The organism is Phocaeicola faecalis (assembly GCF_021730445.1).
Lineage (GTDB): Bacteria > Bacteroidota > Bacteroidia > Bacteroidales > Bacteroidaceae > Phocaeicola > Phocaeicola faecalis.
The window spans coordinates 543847-559937 of the sequence record NZ_JADNRM010000001.1 but is presented as its reverse complement, the minus strand read 5'-3'; the positions used below and the strand labels follow the sequence as shown (position 1 = coordinate 559937).

The following is a 16091-nucleotide window of genomic DNA, read 5'->3' as shown; positions in this document are numbered from 1 at the left end:
TAAGATTTGCTTTTCCCAAAAAGGCTTCTTTTAATACTTCTTTTACTTATCTTTGCACCCATTAAACAGTAATCGATATGGCATTTGAAGCAACAAAGAGAGAGTGGGGCGAACTTTACGCCTTTTTCCGCTTGCTGGCGGACGGATATGTGTATGCAGGAACTCCTGAAGTGAAGAAAAATGAGGCGCAACGATGGCCCGTTGCCATGATTCAGCGGGAGGAACACGACGGAACCCGCCGGTATATCATTGAAGATGAAGAGAATATACACATCTGTGGAGAAAAAATTGACAAGCTGGTGGCGCGTGAGGACTTTGCGGCTGTGGCGGAGCTGATTTTATCGGCTGTGAAAGAAAGTCGCGGAAACGAGGTCATGTCACCCGATGGGGTGGAGGAGTTCTTGGATGAGGTGGCTATCTTTGACCTGGAAGCGAAAACGGATGACCGTACCGATTTTCATGTTGCTTTTTACAGCGTGGATGCCCCTTTGACAGGCTTCTGTGTCCGTTCTCGTCTCAGCTCCATGTTTCCATTGCTGGACGGCGGACGAACTGCCAATCTGAAGTTTGAGCAGACCGGCATCAAGTTTGCCACGCCCACGGTCAATAAGATTAATGCTTTTGGTGAGGAAGACGATGTGGCGGGACGTATGTTGATGATAGAACGTCTGGGAGGTGTCTTGAAGTATAGCGATGTGGCCGACAAAGTGTTCCGTAGCAATTTGAGTATGATAGACCTGCACTTTCCCCGCATGTTGGGCGAAATGCTGCGCATCATGCATCTGGACGGCATCACCAGAGTGAGCGAGCTGACGGAGGTGATGAAGCAAGTCAATCCGTTGAAGATTAAAGAGGAACTGATTGGCAAACATCATTATTACGAATATAAGATGAAGCAATTCCTGCTGGCGCTTGCCTTGGGAATGCGTCCGGCAAAGCTCTTTACGGGAGTCGATTCGGCAGTGTCCGGCTTTTTATTGGTGGACGGTAGCGGTGAAATATTGTGCTATCAAAAAGCTGACCGTCAGACTTTTGCCGATTTCCTGTTCTATAACTCCCGCTTCGAAAAAGGCTCTACTGAGAAAGATAAATATGGCTATTTGGAACGTGAAAACGGAGTCTATTATTTTAAGTTGAACGCAAAAATCGGCTTGTTGAAACGGTAAGATAATACAGAAGGCTGCCTCCGAAGCCTGGCAGTCCTGTCATCCTAAATGCTAATGAAGAATGATAATAATATCAGACAGAGGAAAGGCTGCACTGTCACCCATTCCCCTGCCATTCATTGTCAGGTTTTGTCTTTATAATGAATCAATTCGAAAATCCTGTGGGTGATAAGCATGAACTATGAGTTACAATGCTGGTACCAAATCAAATGGTCGCCTGATATACTTAGTTCATAATATCTTAAAAGAATCTGTATTCTTACATTGTAATATTGGAATTTTCTCAAAATATGATGCCAACACCCTTTTTGACTTGCCTCTTTATAGCTTGAATTTCAGGATTTTTCCATTCATGGCATCCAATAAAACAGGAGTCGTCTTATCGGGCGACAATACCAGCTTCTCCGTATTTCCTGTCAGCAGTTCCACCGCATCATATTCCAGATTGTAAGGTATTCCCAAAAAATCAAAAGCGTGCTGCGGAATGTTCACCGCTGCCCGTGCCGGTATGCTGTCAAAGTTGACCATCACCAGTAACAGCTCGTCATCCTGCTTGCGCAGAAAAGCATATTGCTTATGCTCGTTGAACACCCATCCTGCCAGGTTAGCGTATGTCAAATCAAAGAATGCCCCTTCGCGTATCGCCTTCTCCGTGTTGCATAAATTCAACAGACGAGTGTAGAAAGCACGCAGCTTCTTTTCTTCCTCATTCAATAGCTTATCGTCGAACTTGCCGTTATTGCGCCAACGGCGGATACTGTCCACACTCCAATAATCGAAGATGGTTGTCCGTCCGTCCCGTCCGCTGAACCCTTCGGTATCCATACCTTGTTCGCCTATTTCCTGTCCGAAATAAATCATGACCGGATTGTCGTTCATGCAGGCAGAAACAATCATGGCAGGGATGGCGCGGGCACCGTTTCCGGCAAAGAAATCGGAAGCAATGCGTTGTTCGTCATGATTCTCAAGGAAGTTGAGCATACGGTGCTCTATTCCATTCAGGCTTTGCCAGCGATGGGGGATGGCGGTGGCCGATTCCCAACCCGAAGTGATGGCTCTCAGCGTGTCATACAAGCCCACTTTGTCATATAAATAGTCGAATTTGCCATTGAAAAGATAGTTGCGGTATTCTGCCGGATTATAAACTTCGGCTATGAATATCAAGTCGGGATATTGCGCTTTGACCTGCGGAATCACCCATCCCCAAAATTCGACAGGAACCATTTCTGCCATGTCACAACGGAATCCGTCAATGTTTTTTGATGCCCAAAACAGCAATATGTCGAGCATTTTAGTCCACGTGTCGGGGATGGGGTCGAAATGGGTGCTTCGTCCGTTCATGTAATCCACACCATAGTTCAACTTCACCGTCTCATACCAGTCGTTGATGCCGGGCCATGCGTCAAAACGGTCGTTGCCGGTGGCTTTGGCAGGAAACTCCACGTAGGGTTCGGGAGCGCCGCGGTGAAGGTCGATATTGCCTTCCAGCTTGGTGCCGGGAATGTAATAAAAATTATTATTCGGACTGAAAGCCTGGTTTACATCATCCTGTTCGCCCAGGTCGGCCACTCCTGCCGGTTTGGAATCCGAACCATACTGGCGGGCAACGTGGTTGGGGACAAAATCAATGATTACTTTCAGCTCCGCCTTGTGCGACCGTTTGACCAGGTTTTCAAATTCTTTCATCCGGTCGGGGATACTGTTTGCCAAATCGGGGTCTACATCATAATAATCCTTGATGGCGTATGGCGAGCCGGCCTTTCCCTTCACCACGGCAGGGTGGTCCGGGCGTATGCCGTAACGACTGTGATTGGTTTGGGTGGCGTGTTCTATGATGCCTGTATACCAAATATGTGTGGCTCCCAGACGCTTGATTTCTCCCAATGCCTTAGCCGTAAAGTCAGCCATTTTTCCACAGCCGTTTTCGTCCAGCGAGCCATTGGTCTTACAACGTGGGTTTCCGTTTCCAAACAAACGGGTAAACACCTGATAGATGATAATTTTTTCTTGTGTTTTCATTATATTGTTTTTTTATTTATTTCCATATACTTCCTTTCTCGCGCAACAAACGGTCTATAATTTCGTTCGCCGTCGTATATCCTTGTTCAAATATTTCTTCGGCTTTCTCCAGCTCCCGGTTGCTGTAGCCTTCCAGTCCGTAGGGCTCAATCAGCAAATCGCTCAGCGGCTTTTGCGGCAGAGTGTTCGCCTGAAAGATAAAATGATAGGCCCTTAAAGCAATTGTCACCACATTCTTTTTATATTCGTCTGCCACCAGCGGACTGACGTTGAATGCTATCACTTTTTCACACATTTCGCGGATGGGGGTCACCGGTAGATTCATCAGTATTCCTCCGTCCACATAATAAGTATTGTTGATTTTCTGTGGTGCAAACAACACCGGCATACAGCACGAGGCGGCCACTCGCTCGGCTATTTTCCCCTTGCGGAAGGACACTATTTTTCCGTGGTCTAAGTCGGTGGCCGAGATGATGGTGGGGATGGAAAGCTCTTCTATCAGTTTTGTTCGCAAGTTGCTTTCCAGAAAATCAATGAAACTGTCGAGTTTCAGCAGTCCCTGTTTGTTGATGGAGAAGGTAGTGAGTTCTGTAAACGAGTGGTGTTCAAATAGTTCGATGACGTGATAGGGCTCTCTGCCATCGGCGTAGAATACGGCGGCCAGTGCGCCGGCACTCACCCCTGAAAGTATGTCGGGCGTTATGCCGTGTTCGTGTAGCGCCTGCATGATTCCCAAGTGAGCGAAGCCTTTGATGAACCCTCCGCTCAGGGCATAGCCTATGTTGTATTTGAATGTACTCATTAACCTATCTCGTTTGTTACATGGGCAAACATAATCATTTTTAACGAGATATGGAAAAAAGATGGGATAAAAATGGGGCAGGTATAACTTTTCCACCGCATGAAATGCCTTGTCTGCATTCCTGCGGTGGATATGGGGGGATGCCGCCATTCCTACCTGAAGATGTCTCCATTGTTTGAGGAAACTCTCTCCATTGTTTGTCGAAACTGTCTCCATTGTTTAAGGAAACTCTCTCGAGGGTTTGGAGGGAGAATGGCGGTGTGTTTTCTTATGCTATTCCGTGAGCGTTTGCGTCCTTGTCTATTTTCTTAATCAAGCCTTGCAATACAGCACCCGGGCCACATTCTGTAAACTCGTCGGCTCCGTCGGCAATCATGTTCTTTACCGTCTGAGTCCAGCGGACAGAAGCAGTCAGCTGAGCCACCAGATTCGCCTTGATTTCGGCAGGGTCGGTGTGGGGCAAAGCGTCTACGTTCTGATAAACAGGACACTTCGGTGTATGGATTTCAGTCGCGTTGATAGCCGCTTCAAGTTCTATTTTGGCCGGATTCATCAGCGGAGAGTGGAAAGCACCGCCCACTTTCAGAGGCAAGGCACGTTTGGCACCGGCTGCTTTCAGCTGTTCGCAAGCCTTGTTGATGCCTTCGATGGAACCGGAGATAACGATTTGTCCCGGGCAGTTGTAATTGGCGGCAACCACCACTTCGCCTTCTTTGGAGATGGCTTCGCACACTTCTTCCACTTTTTCGTCGGGCAATGCGATGATGGCAGCCATGGTCGAGGGTTGTGCTTCACAGGCTTTCTGCATAGCCATGGCGCGTGCATACACCAGTTTCAGTCCGTCTTCGAACGACAGAGCTCCGGCGGCAACCAAGGCAGAGAACTCGCCCAGTGAGTGTCCGGCTGTCATTTCGGGTTTGAAATCGTCACCCATGCAGAGGGCCGAAATAACCGAGTGGAGGAACACGGCAGGCTGAGTGACCTTGGTCTGGCGAAGGTCTTCGTCCGTACCTTCAAACATGATGTCTGTGATGCGGTATCCTAAAATGTCATTCGCTTTTTCAAATAATTCTTTGGCCAAAGCCGAGTTTTCGTACAGGTCTTTTCCCATACCTACAAACTGTGCTCCCTGTCCGGGGAATACAAATGCTTTCATATTTTTTCCTTTTTTGGTTTAAAAACGTTGCAAAGGTAATTATTTCTTTGGAAACTAGGTGCTATTCTTCCTTAATATTCATGGAGACAGGCTGATAAAAGTGGTTTAGCGGGCCGTGTCCTTCGCCGGTGCGGACGTCTTTTCCGGCCTCTATGCCGAGGGTCACATACTGTTTGGCACGTTCCACTGCTTGCGGCATCTCATCTCCCAGGGCCAGGTATGTGGCGATGGCGGAAGAGAGGGTGCAACCGGTTCCGTGGGTGTTCCGGCTCTCTATTTTGGCGGAGGTGAACAGGTGAGGGGCGTTTTCTCCGGCTATCTGCAGCACGTCGCACATCAGTCCGCCTTCCAGGTGGCCGCCTTTCAGGAGGACGGCCTTGCTACCGAATTTCAACAGTTCGAGGGCGGCGGATTTCATCTCCTCTACATTATTAATAGGATGTGCTGTCAATACTTCTGCTTCTCTCAGGTTGGGCGTGATGAGGGAGGAGAGGGGCATCAACTCGTCGGTGAGGGCTGCGATGGCATCATCTTCTATCAGTTTGTGTCCGCTGGTAGATACCATGACGGGGTCGAAAACCACATGCGCGGGCCGGTACTTGCGCAGACAGGCGGAGATGACCTTTACAATCTCAATGTCATTTATCATCCCTATTTTGATGGCATCGGGACGTATGTCGTCCATGACGGCCTCTATCTGCCCGCGCACAAAAACAGGGGGGACGGGATGGATGGCACGCACGCCGGTGGTGTTTTGAACCGTGATGGCGGTGATGGCGGTGGCGGCATAGGCCCCCAGTGCCGAGATGGTTTTCAGGTCGGCCTGAATGCCGGCGCCTCCGCTGCAATCGGAGCCGGCTATGCTCATAATGGCTGGATATTTTTTCATTTATTTGTCGGATTAATTATCATGCTTGCAAATATAAGTAATAATATTGTATTTAAAGTTTGCAGGAATGGAACTAATCGCTTATTTTTGCTTTACGAAAGGAAATATAATATAAATGATAGAAGGATGAAGAAAGCCCTGGTAAGTGGCGGTGCGGGCTTTATAGGTTCGCATCTTTGTACGCGTCTGATAAACGAGGGTAACCGGGTTATCTGTCTTGATAACTTTTTTACCGGTAGCAAAGATAATATAAAGCACCTGATAGGCCATCCATGTTTCGAGTTGGTGGAGCATGATGTGGTGAATCCGTATTGTGCGGAGGTGGATGAAATATATAATTTGGCATGCCCCGCTTCCCCCATTCATTATCAATATGATGCGATAAAAACGGCTAAGACGGCTGTTTTCGGAACTTTTAATATGTTGGGATTGGCAAAGAAAAACAATGCGCGCATGCTTCAGGCATCGACAAGCGAAGTGTATGGTGACCCGATTTCACATCCGCAGCAGGAGTCTGACTGGGGGAATGTGAATCCTATCGGTTACCGTTCTTGCTATGATGAAGGGAAGCGGTGTGCCGAGACATTGTGTATGGATTATTACCGCCAGCATCGGGTGAAGATAAAGATAGTGCGGATATTCAATACCTACGGTCCCCACATGTTGCCCGACGACGGGCGTGTCATTTCCAACTTCGTGGTACAGGCCTTGCAGAATAAGGATATCACGATTTACGGTGACGGAAAGCAGACGCGCAGTTTCCAATATGTGGATGATTTGATTGAGGCAATGGTGCGTATGATGGCTACGGAGGATGACTTCACGGGGCCGGTGAATATCGGCAATCCGCGTGAGTTCTCGATGCTGGAACTGGCACAACTGGTGCTGGGACTGACGGGCTCGGAGTCAAAAATAGTCTATCAGCCTCTTCCTTATGACGATCCGCGCCAGCGTCGGCCCGATATCACGCTGGCTAAGGAAAAATTGAACTGGAAACCGACGGTGCAGTTGGAAGAAGGATTGATAGAAGTGATTAGTTATTTTAAAAAAGTTCTCTCTAAATAGTGGCGAATATGACAGCTGATGTAAATGTGGTGATAGATCATTCGGAATACACCATCTTGGTAGTGGATGATGTGGTTTCTAATGTGTTGCTATTAAAAGTACTGCTTACGAACGAGAAGTTTAAGGTCATTACCGCAAATAATGGTAAGGACGCGTTGGTGCAGGCAGCCGAAAAGCAACCGGATTTGATTCTGTTGGATGTGATGATGCCGGAAATGAATGGTTTTGAGGTGTCGGAAAAGCTGAAGGCAGACCCTGTTACCCAAAATATTCCTATTATCTTCCTGACTGCCTTGAACACGACTTCCGATATTGTGAAGGGGTTCAAGGTGGGGGCGAATGATTTTATCTCAAAGCCTTTCAATAAGGAGGAATTGGTGATTCGTGTGACTCACCAGATTTCGCTGGTGGCGGCAAAAAGGATTATTCTTCGTCAAACGGAGGAGTTGCGTAAAACAATCATGGGGCGTGACAAGCTTTATTCTGTGATTGCGCATGACCTGCGTTCTCCTATGGGGTCTATCAAGATGGTGCTCAATATGTTGATATTAAGTCTGCCTCCTTCTCAGATTGGGGACGAAATGTATCAGATGTTGAGCATGGCCAATCAGAGCACTGAGGATGTGTTCGCTTTGTTGGACAATCTTTTGAAGTGGACAAAGAGTCAGATTGGTAAACTGAATGTGGTGTATCAGGATTTCAATATCGTTGAGAATATTGCATCGGTCATTGAGATTTTTAATCTGGTGGCAGGCATGAAGAATATCAAATTGCGTTATCAGGGGGATGATAAGATAGAGGTTCATGCTGATATCGATATGATGAAGACGATTATGCGTAACTTATTGAGCAATGCGATTAAGTTCAGTTATAATGATTCCGAAATCGTGGTCGGTGCCCGGATAGTGGACGACAGTGTGGTGGTCAGTGTCAGGGATAGTGGAAAGGGGATGAGTGAAGAGGACCAGCGGAAGTTGCTGAATACGGAGACTCACTTTAGTAAATATGGCACGAATAATGAAGAGGGTTCCGGTTTGGGACTGTTGTTGTGCCTTGATTTTGCCGTTAAGAATGGAGGGCGTCTTTGGTTTGAATCGGAGGAGGGGAAAGGTTCTACCTTCTATTTCTCGGTTCCGTTGAAGAAATAAACAGTGGTCTCAAGATAGAACTTGAGCATCGTATGGAGAACAGGAAAATCCCTCTGTTTTGGCCTTGTATATAATGACTTAAGGCTGAAATAGGGGGATTTTCATACGTTTGCTAGAGTCCTACTTCCAGATAAACGGGGTTATGGTCACTCATGTCATAAGGCATTGTGCCATATTTGAGGCCCAATAAAGAAGGGGAGTGAAACAGATAATCAATTCTGAGCAGATTATGCAGTCCGCGATAAGTGGCTCCATATCCTTCTCCGGCAGAAAGAAAACCGTCTTGCAGATTCCCCTTCAGTGTTTCGTAAGTAAATGTTCCCGGAGTGTCATTGAAGTCACCGCATAAGATAATGGGGGTCTCAGTGGCATTCACCAGCGAGGCGATGTCTTTGGCCTGTTCTGCACGTTGGATGATATTGGCCTCCATGTTGTCGGTGAACTGTGTATAAATTTGATTTTCTTTTTCTTCATCTCCGGCGCCTCTGGCTTGTGCGGCTTTCGAACGCATCCGGTCAAAGCTGGTGGTCTGCATGTGTACGTTAATTACTCTGATTGTCATACCCTTGACATCCAAATCGGTCCAGATAGCTCCGTTGTTGGTATTCGGAAATTCGATAATCTGAGACTGTTTGATGGGGTAGCGGCTATAAATGGCTTGTGCACGTCCTTCCGGGATGTATGAGTAAGGAAAATTCTTGGAATAAGTATTGTATAAGTCTTTGGTGGTGAAGTCTCCGTTGCCTCTGTACTCTTGGAAACACAGTACGTCTACTCCTTCTTTGTTCAGGATGTCGGCAAATTCTTTCGCCGAGAAACCGGTGATTTCTCCTCCGAATGAATGTACGTTATAAGTCACGACTTTAAGTTGGGTATCATTGGCATATTTGGTCGAATTGTAAACCTGATACATAGACGCAATATATCCGTAGTTTATCAATAGCCCCAGTAGCGGAACCCATGCCCAATACCTGAACCGGATGAGCCAGTAAAGCAGCAGCAAGGCATTGATAATGACCAGTATAGGTTTCCCCAATGCGATATAGGCTGCAAACATATTACTTTCCGGATCTATTCTTCCCGCAAAATAGGCGAAAACGGATAATCCTAAAATCAGAAAGGTGAATATGATGGATAAAAGGTATGCAAATTTGTATACAGCTAGTCTTCCCATAATTTATGTGTTTTTTAAATATTTGTTGATGGTATCTTTTAGTAAATCGGGAGATATGGGTTTAATCAAAAACTCATTGCATCCACTTTCTATTGCAGCAGCCTTATCTTTTTCGTAAGCGTAGGCGCTGACGGCAATGACGGGTATCTCGGGAGATACTTCTCTGATGATTCGTGTGGCGTCCAGACCGTCGAGATTGGGCATTTTTATGTCCATAAGAATCAGGTCGGGACTATATTTCTCGTAGTATTGGATGGCCTCCATACCGTCAAGGGCATGTACCAGTTTATAGGTCTTGCCAATCATGGCTTCTATTAAGTCATAATTACTTTGATTGTCTTCCGCTACTAGTATAACAATTTCTTTCTGTATAGATTCTTTGTTGTCTGTGTGTCGGGTAAAAGTATGCTTCTCTCGTTTTACTTCGCCATTGACAGATATATAGGGGATGGTGAATGTAAATGTGGTTCCTTTTCCCGGTTCGGAGTTTACCCAAATTTTTCCTCCTAGTTTCTCGGCAATTATTTTACTGATGGACAGCCCCAGTCCTGTGCCGGCTATACTCTCATTGGCCATTATAAAGCGGTCGAATATCTTGGGGAGCTTTTCGGCCGGGATACCGGTACCGGTGTCGGTCACATGAAAAAGAATCTGGTCGTCCACCTTTTTATATCCGAAACTGATATACCCTTTCTGAGTAAATTTAGTGGCATTGCCTATCAAGTTGGAGAATATCTGGAAAAGTCGGTTTCTGTCGGTAGATATGTAAAGAGAACGGTCTGATTTCTCGAAAATCAGCTCTACTCCGCTCTGACAACGGAAACGATAAGTGTTCTTTACATCATCACACAATGTATAGAGATTGACAGGCGCATAGTTGAACTCCATCATTCCGGATTCTATCTTCGATAAATCCAGAATTTCGTTAATCAGCTCTTGCAGGCGCATATTGTTTTTCTCCACAATATCATAATATTGTAATCTTTCTTCGGAGTTGTCAGTCTCGGCAATAATGCGCGAAAAGCCTAGAATAGCATTGAGCGGAGTGCGTATTTCATGGCTCATATTGGCAAGAAACGCAGATTTCAGTTGATTGGACCGTTCGGCTTTCCACACTATCTCTGAGGTGTTTTGTATATATCCTTCCAGCAAGATGCGGTTGGTATACACTTCCCGGTTATAGATTTTCAGTCGCATATCCACTGTTTTGCCATTCATCAGCAGTTTATACGAAATGGTGTCGCTGCTTTCTTTGCCATGTAAATAATTCTCTACCCAATTTTCTACTCTTGTCTTATCTTCGGGATGGATGTAGGCGATATATTCGTCCAGAGTAATTGTCTTTTCTTCTTCATTGTCAGAAAACACCTGAGTGTATCCCGAATAAGTGAAAATCCGGGTGAGTGAGTCGAAAGTCCACAGCCCGATATGAGCCGCCTTTTCCACCTCACGCAAGTCCTTTATCTTCTTTTCCAAGTTCAGCCTCACGACGCTGCGCCCCGTGATGTCACGATATTGGAATATCAGATGGTCTTCATTGAATTTCGAAATAATACATTTGTAGTATTTCACCTCTTCGCCCAAAATGAGCTTATAGTTTTGTGCAGAGGACGATACCTTCCCGTCGATGACCTTTTTAAATTCCTTGTGCATTTCGCGGGCCGTCTCCAAAGGGAAGTATGAGAAAATGTTCTTGCCTATCACTTCCTCCTCCTTGATATAGAAATCCGGTCGGTTAGGCTTAAAGTCAAGACAGGTTCCATCCTTGTATACAAAGAACATTGTATCGCCGGTAATCTCTAAGATTCTTTCGGCATACTGCTTTTCATGCAATATTTTGTTAGAAGCCTTCATATCAATCTTACGGTACTTAACTTAATATTAAGACGTAGTGTTTTTATTAATCTCAGCAAATATACGAAAAAAATATTGCTTATATCATTTTATATCGTAATTTTGCACGGAGAAACAAGCAAAATAGAGAGATGAAAAAAATATTAGTTGCAGAAGATACAGAAAGTAATTTCCTTTTACTGTCTATCATCTTGCGGAGGGATTATGAAATACTCCGTGCTTATAATGGGGAAGAGGCAGTTGAAATATGCCGTGTAGACCAACCTGACCTGATACTTATGGATATAAAAATGCCTGTAATGGATGGTTTGGAGGCTACTAAAAACATCCGCACATTCAATAAGGATATCGTTATTGTAGCTCTTACTGCCAATGCATACGACAGCGACCGTGAAAAGGCATACCTTGCCGGTTGTAATAATTATATGGCAAAGCCCGTCATGGCAAACAAGCTGCGTGAAATGATACATTCATATTTGGGATAATCATACGGCTCTGCGTGCTTTTTCCCAAGTGCCGTCATTTTTGCTTTTCCTTTTGAGATAGGAGAAGCCTTTAATGACATTTATATTCATGAACAAGAAGTAGTAAGGGACATAGAGCAGTTTGTTTTTTACTGATTTTGTGGATAAATAATATCCATACCCTCCGCCTGCATAAAACAATAATTGCAGTGCCAAGAGTATGATATAGAGGTGGGGATGCTTGTTGCCGACAATCAGCAGCACATTTAGCGGTACGAGCGAGAACAGGGCTATCGGTGTGACAGACCACCTCAGCACACGATGGGACACGTATTGAAAGCTGAGTATTCCATATCGGAATGGATTGAGCAGGCCTCGTAGCCGATAAATGGCCTGGAGTCCTCCTGCTGCGATGCGTACCTTTCTCTTTTCTTCCTCTTTCATACTTGCCGAACCGTTTTCCATGGCGTATGCTTTGTCGCAATATGCGATAATATATTTTTTCATGGCTATTCTTAAGGAAAGGACAAAGTCGTCCAACAGCGTATCATTGGGCATCTGTTCGTACAAAGCAGTACGAATAGCGAACAATTCTCCTGCGGCGCCTACGGCAGAATAGAGTTGTGCGTCCAGTTTCTTTAAAAAAGATTCATATTTCCAGTACATTCCTTCACCTCCCGTCGCTGCTCCGTCCTTGGTGTGCATGTGGATGCGTTTCTCGCCTGCCACACACCCCACCTTCGGATTATTGAAGCAACGTACCATTTCGCGGACAGCTTGTGGATGGATGAACGTATTGGCATCCGTGAAAATAACAATCGGAGTGGTGACAAATTTTATTCCGCGATTCATGGCTGCGGTTTTCCCTTTGCGCTCGGCAGAATAGTACACAGTTGCATCGGGATATGCCTTCAGCTTTTCGTTGGTGGCATCGCAACTTCCGTCCGTCACCCATACTATTTTGAATTTCTCTTTCGGATAATCCAGTTCGCGGCAGTTCTGCATCTTCTCGTCCACCACCTGTTCTTCATTGTAGGCTGTGATGAAGAGAGTGACTTCAGGGAGCTCTTCGGGGATAGGCTCACTCTTTTCTTTTACAAAAATCCGCTTGATTCCGACCAGTGCCCACAGTATGATTCCGTATCCGAGATAGGTATAGAAAACGAGGGACAGAAGGATAAAGAATATGATTTCAATTGTATTCATTGTCGTATTATTTCATTGTATAATTCTAATGTCTTGAGCGCAGTTTCTTTCCATGAAAATTGCTGTACCCTTCCCAGTCCGTATGCTGACTGTGACTGACGGTATTCGGAGTCTTCCTCCAGCCGAAGCATAGTCCCGGCAATCTCTTCAGGCTTGTAAGGATTTACCAAGATAGCATCCTTTCCAGCTATTTCGGGCATGGCAGAGGTTTGTGAAGTAATGACAGGCGTGCCACACGCCATCGCTTCCAAGATAGGGATGCCGAAACTCTCGCGCAACGAAGTGTAAATGAATGCGGTAGCCCCGCTATACAAGGCAGGCAAATCCTTGTTGGGGATATAGCCTGGGTAATAAAGCATGGATTTGATATCCGTCAAACCATATTCACGTAAGTAATTATTAATAGTCTCTTCTTTCAAGTCGGCGATGAGAAGCGGGAGAGGATGAGACGAAGCATTCAGATAGTGGCAATAGGCTTGTAATGTTCTTGCCGTATTCTTTTTAGGGTCGGTATTGCCTAGGAAGAAGAAATAATGCTCCGTTCCGATGTATTTCCGTGTTATGGGTAGATACTCCGTCATGGGCTTGAAATGTGAAGAATAACCATTGTACACGGTGGTCACCCGCTCTGTCCCCAATTGCAGAAATTGACAGATATGCTCCCTCTCAAAATTGGATACAGTAATAATCTTTCTACATTTGTTCAATATTCGGGGGACTATAAACCTTCTGTAACAGCGTCCTAAATTCTGATATAAAGATTGGTTTCTGCCTTGCTTGGGCTCAAGAAAAATAATGTCATGCAAGGTCAGTATCAGCGGAGTGTGACACCACAACGGAGCCGTGTTGCCGGTGCAGTGCAGCAAGTCGGGCTCTATCTTTTTCAGGGCCGACGGCAATCCTATTTGCTCCCACAAAGGGTAGGAGGGGTAATCTATCTGTACAATATGCATATTATCCGATTCCTGCAGACACCTGTCCTCTCCCGCACCCACCAAGATGAAGTATTCATTTTGGCAGTCCATTTTCTGTATCTCCCTTATGGTTTCAAGGGCTACATAGTCCATGCCGTGCTTTTCTTTTCTAAATATTCTTTGAGCCTCTATTGCTATTTTCATGTACTGATTATTTTATCAAGTTTGAATCCTCGTCTTCATATTTTTCTTTGCTGTGAAATAAAGAAGTAAGATTTTTGAATCCTTTGGCCGCCCTCTTCCGAAAACTGTTGAACAGCGAGCCGTCGGCAGAGATAGTGCCATAGCCGGTGATAGCCCGCGCCTTACGGTTTCTGACAAATTTTATACGTCCGTATTCTTTCAGTTCCAATGCCAGCGACCCATCCTCGCCGCGGATGATGTCGGTCCTGAAACCTACTTGGCGTGCCGTGTTTGTCCGAAATCCAAAGACCATTCCGCGCACATTGAGTTCAGGTCTTTGTATATGCTGAATGTTAAAATAAATGTCACGCATCGCTTCATATAGAAAAAGCCCCATCGGTGAATAATCCTTATTAGGGAGGAAGCTCCAAAGGGCATACGCCGCCACGACTCCATCTTGTCTCAATGCGTCTGTCATGGTTGCGATATAGAAAGGCGGATATATCGTGTCCGAATCCATGCAAAGACAATACTTTCCTTTAGCATAATTCAGTCCGCATTGGCGGGCAAATCCCGGCCCCTTCTTTTCCTCATTATAATACCTCACCCCCAGTTCCTTTAAAATATTTTCCGTATTATCTGTAGAATGATTGTTGACAACTATGATTTCTATGCAGAAGAGACATTGGTTTTCGCTTATCGACCATAGGCAAGGGAAAATTCTGCTTTCTTCATTATGAGCGATGACCACTACCGAAACCAAAGGATTCCCGGCTTGTAATTGTTTAATTCTTTTTTTGACCCTGTCGGTGAGTCGGGGGGGCAGCTCACTGTATGGCTTTTCATACGTGGATAAGTAATCGGTGTACCATTTCATAATTCTCTACAATTTTAATAATTCTTCAAATAGTTTTATCCACTGAGACATAATCTGTTCCACTTCAAATCTTCTTACATTGATGCATGCTTTGCGTCCCATTTCTTTCCTTATGTCTTCGTTCTCAATCAGATAGCATATTTTTTCGGCTAATTGCTCCACATTTCCGTTTTCCACCAAGATGCCGTCTTCGCCATCCCGGATAATATCTCCGGGCCCGCACGGACAAGCGAAAGAAACAGGGGGAACACCACACGCCATCGCTTCTGCCACTACCATGCCAAAGCCTTCATATCTGGAACTTAATACAAAAATAGAGCTTTCTCGATATTTGTCAATGATATCGGGAGTTGCTCCGTTTATTTGAAAGCTGTCGGTAATATTTAGTTGTGATATCAGTTCGTGTAAGGAAGTCTTGTTTCCTTCTCCGTATAATTGTAGCTGCCAGTCTTTGTGTTTCCGGCAGACGATTTCCCAGGCTTGTGCCAACAGGTCAAACCCTTTTTCATGAGAGAACCGACCAACTGCAATAACATTTTTCTGTGTACATTGTGAAAAGGATTCCGGATAAAAGGGTAAAGGATTGGGGATGACACTGATTCTTTTCACTTTTTTCCAATTCTCTTTATCTTTTTGTGTAAGAACAATGAATTGGTCGAGTTTTTGTAATTTATGAATTAATTGTTTACTCCAAAGCGTAGAGAGTATTCTTTTGAAGAGGCTGTTGGTCTCTGTTTTGAAGTTGCGATAATGCTTTTTATTGACATGCAGTTCGCCCACCTTCTTGCTGCCATCCTTTATGGAAGTAATGAAATTTATTTCCCTTCGCATCAAAGAGACTGTAATGTCGGGCTTAATGCTGAACAAGGTCTCTCTCAGCTTACGTTTATATATGCGTTGCTTTTGGAGGTATACGATTATTTTTTTGTACAGAGGCAAGCCCCACAGCTCTTCAAAGTCAATGTCCAGCCGGATGAGCCGTATGCGAGAAGACAACGGATAATAAGGCGGTTTATTTTGGCCGTCTGTCAAAATGATGTAGACTGTATATCCCGCCACATCTGCCAGATAATTAGCCTTTGTTGTTAAAACTCTTTCTACTCCTCCGGGAATATAAAGAGACGGTGTGCAATAAACGATTACCGGTTTTCTATCCATCCTGCCCCTTCTTGTA

General features: G+C 45.2%; 14 protein-coding genes. 4 read left to right on the top strand and 10 right to left on the bottom strand.

What is annotated here, in order from left to right:
* The first annotated feature begins 77 nt into the window (after positions 1 to 77).
* Positions 78 to 1166, top strand: a complete 1089-nt coding sequence (locus tag IR173_RS02415; RefSeq protein ID WP_237038091.1) for an HpaII family restriction endonuclease — start codon at positions 78 to 80, stop codon at positions 1164 to 1166.
* A 321-nt stretch (positions 1167 to 1487) separates the two neighbouring features.
* Here the strand turns inward: IR173_RS02415 and IR173_RS02410 are convergent, their stop codons facing one another.
* The 4 genes from IR173_RS02410 to thiD form a co-directional block, all read right to left on the bottom strand.
* A complete protein-coding gene (locus IR173_RS02410; protein WP_237038090.1) occupies positions 1488 to 3185 on the bottom strand; it encodes an alpha-amylase family protein in 1698 nt (565 codons plus the stop codon).
* A gap of 16 nt (positions 3186 to 3201) precedes the next feature.
* A complete protein-coding gene (locus IR173_RS02405; RefSeq protein WP_237038089.1) occupies positions 3202 to 3987 on the bottom strand; it encodes a patatin-like phospholipase family protein in 786 nt (261 codons plus the stop codon).
* 268 nt (positions 3988 to 4255) lie between these two features.
* Entirely contained in the window at positions 4256 to 5143 is an 888-nt protein-coding gene (gene fabD / locus IR173_RS02400) for an ACP S-malonyltransferase (protein ID WP_237038088.1), read from the bottom strand.
* Between the two features lie 61 nt (positions 5144 to 5204).
* Positions 5205 to 6032 carry a bifunctional hydroxymethylpyrimidine kinase/phosphomethylpyrimidine kinase gene (gene thiD / locus IR173_RS02395; RefSeq protein ID WP_237038087.1) on the bottom strand — a complete coding sequence of 276 codons (828 nt, stop codon included), beginning with the start codon at positions 6030 to 6032 and terminating at the stop codon, positions 5205 to 5207.
* 126 nt (positions 6033 to 6158) lie between these two features.
* Here thiD and IR173_RS02390 point away from each other — a divergent pair, with 126 nt between their 5' ends.
* Together IR173_RS02390 and IR173_RS02385 are read left to right on the top strand one after the other, a co-directional pair.
* Positions 6159 to 7097 (top strand): UDP-glucuronic acid decarboxylase family protein, encoded by a 939-nt coding sequence (locus IR173_RS02390; protein ID WP_237038086.1) that lies wholly within the window; start codon positions 6159 to 6161, stop codon positions 7095 to 7097.
* 8 nt (positions 7098 to 7105) lie between these two features.
* Positions 7106 to 8245: an ATP-binding response regulator gene (locus tag IR173_RS02385; protein WP_237038085.1), complete on the top strand. Its 1140-nt coding sequence runs from the start codon at positions 7106 to 7108 to the stop codon at positions 8243 to 8245.
* A 112-nt stretch (positions 8246 to 8357) separates the two neighbouring features.
* Here the strand turns inward: IR173_RS02385 and IR173_RS02380 are convergent, their stop codons facing one another.
* Together IR173_RS02380 and IR173_RS02375 are read right to left on the bottom strand one after the other, a co-directional pair.
* Complete coding sequence (locus tag IR173_RS02380) at positions 8358 to 9419, bottom strand: endonuclease/exonuclease/phosphatase family protein (RefSeq protein WP_237038084.1); 1062 nt, start codon at positions 9417 to 9419, stop codon at positions 8358 to 8360.
* A gap of 3 nt (positions 9420 to 9422) precedes the next feature.
* A complete protein-coding gene (locus IR173_RS02375; RefSeq protein ID WP_237038083.1) occupies positions 9423 to 11273 on the bottom strand; it encodes a PAS domain-containing hybrid sensor histidine kinase/response regulator in 1851 nt (616 codons plus the stop codon).
* Positions 11274 to 11404: 131 nt separating this feature from the next.
* On the opposite strand from IR173_RS02375, the gene IR173_RS02370 reads away from it, so the two are divergent.
* The gene (locus IR173_RS02370; protein ID WP_237038082.1) at positions 11405 to 11758 is read left to right on the top strand and encodes a response regulator; all 354 of its coding nucleotides are present in this window, start codon (positions 11405 to 11407) and stop codon (positions 11756 to 11758) included.
* Here IR173_RS02370 and IR173_RS02365 read toward each other — a convergent pair whose 3' ends face one another.
* Genes IR173_RS02365 through IR173_RS02350 form a run of 4 tightly spaced genes read right to left on the bottom strand, consistent with a single transcriptional unit; the run spans position 11759 to position 16075 of the window.
* On the bottom strand, positions 11759 to 12943 hold the full coding sequence (locus IR173_RS02365; protein ID WP_237038081.1) for a glycosyltransferase family 2 protein: 1185 nt from the start codon (positions 12941 to 12943) through the stop codon (positions 11759 to 11761).
* Positions 12940 to 14061, bottom strand: a complete 1122-nt coding sequence (locus tag IR173_RS02360; protein WP_237038080.1) for a glycosyltransferase family 4 protein — start codon at positions 14059 to 14061, stop codon at positions 12940 to 12942. The genes IR173_RS02365 and IR173_RS02360 overlap by 4 nt, the downstream gene beginning before the upstream one ends.
* A gap of 7 nt (positions 14062 to 14068) precedes the next feature.
* Entirely contained in the window at positions 14069 to 14917 is an 849-nt protein-coding gene (locus IR173_RS02355; protein ID WP_237038079.1) for a glycosyltransferase family 2 protein, read from the bottom strand.
* Positions 14918 to 14923: 6 nt separating this feature from the next.
* Complete coding sequence (locus tag IR173_RS02350) at positions 14924 to 16075, bottom strand: glycosyltransferase family 4 protein (RefSeq protein ID WP_237038078.1); 1152 nt, start codon at positions 16073 to 16075, stop codon at positions 14924 to 14926.
* Positions 16076 to 16091 lie beyond the last annotated feature (16 nt).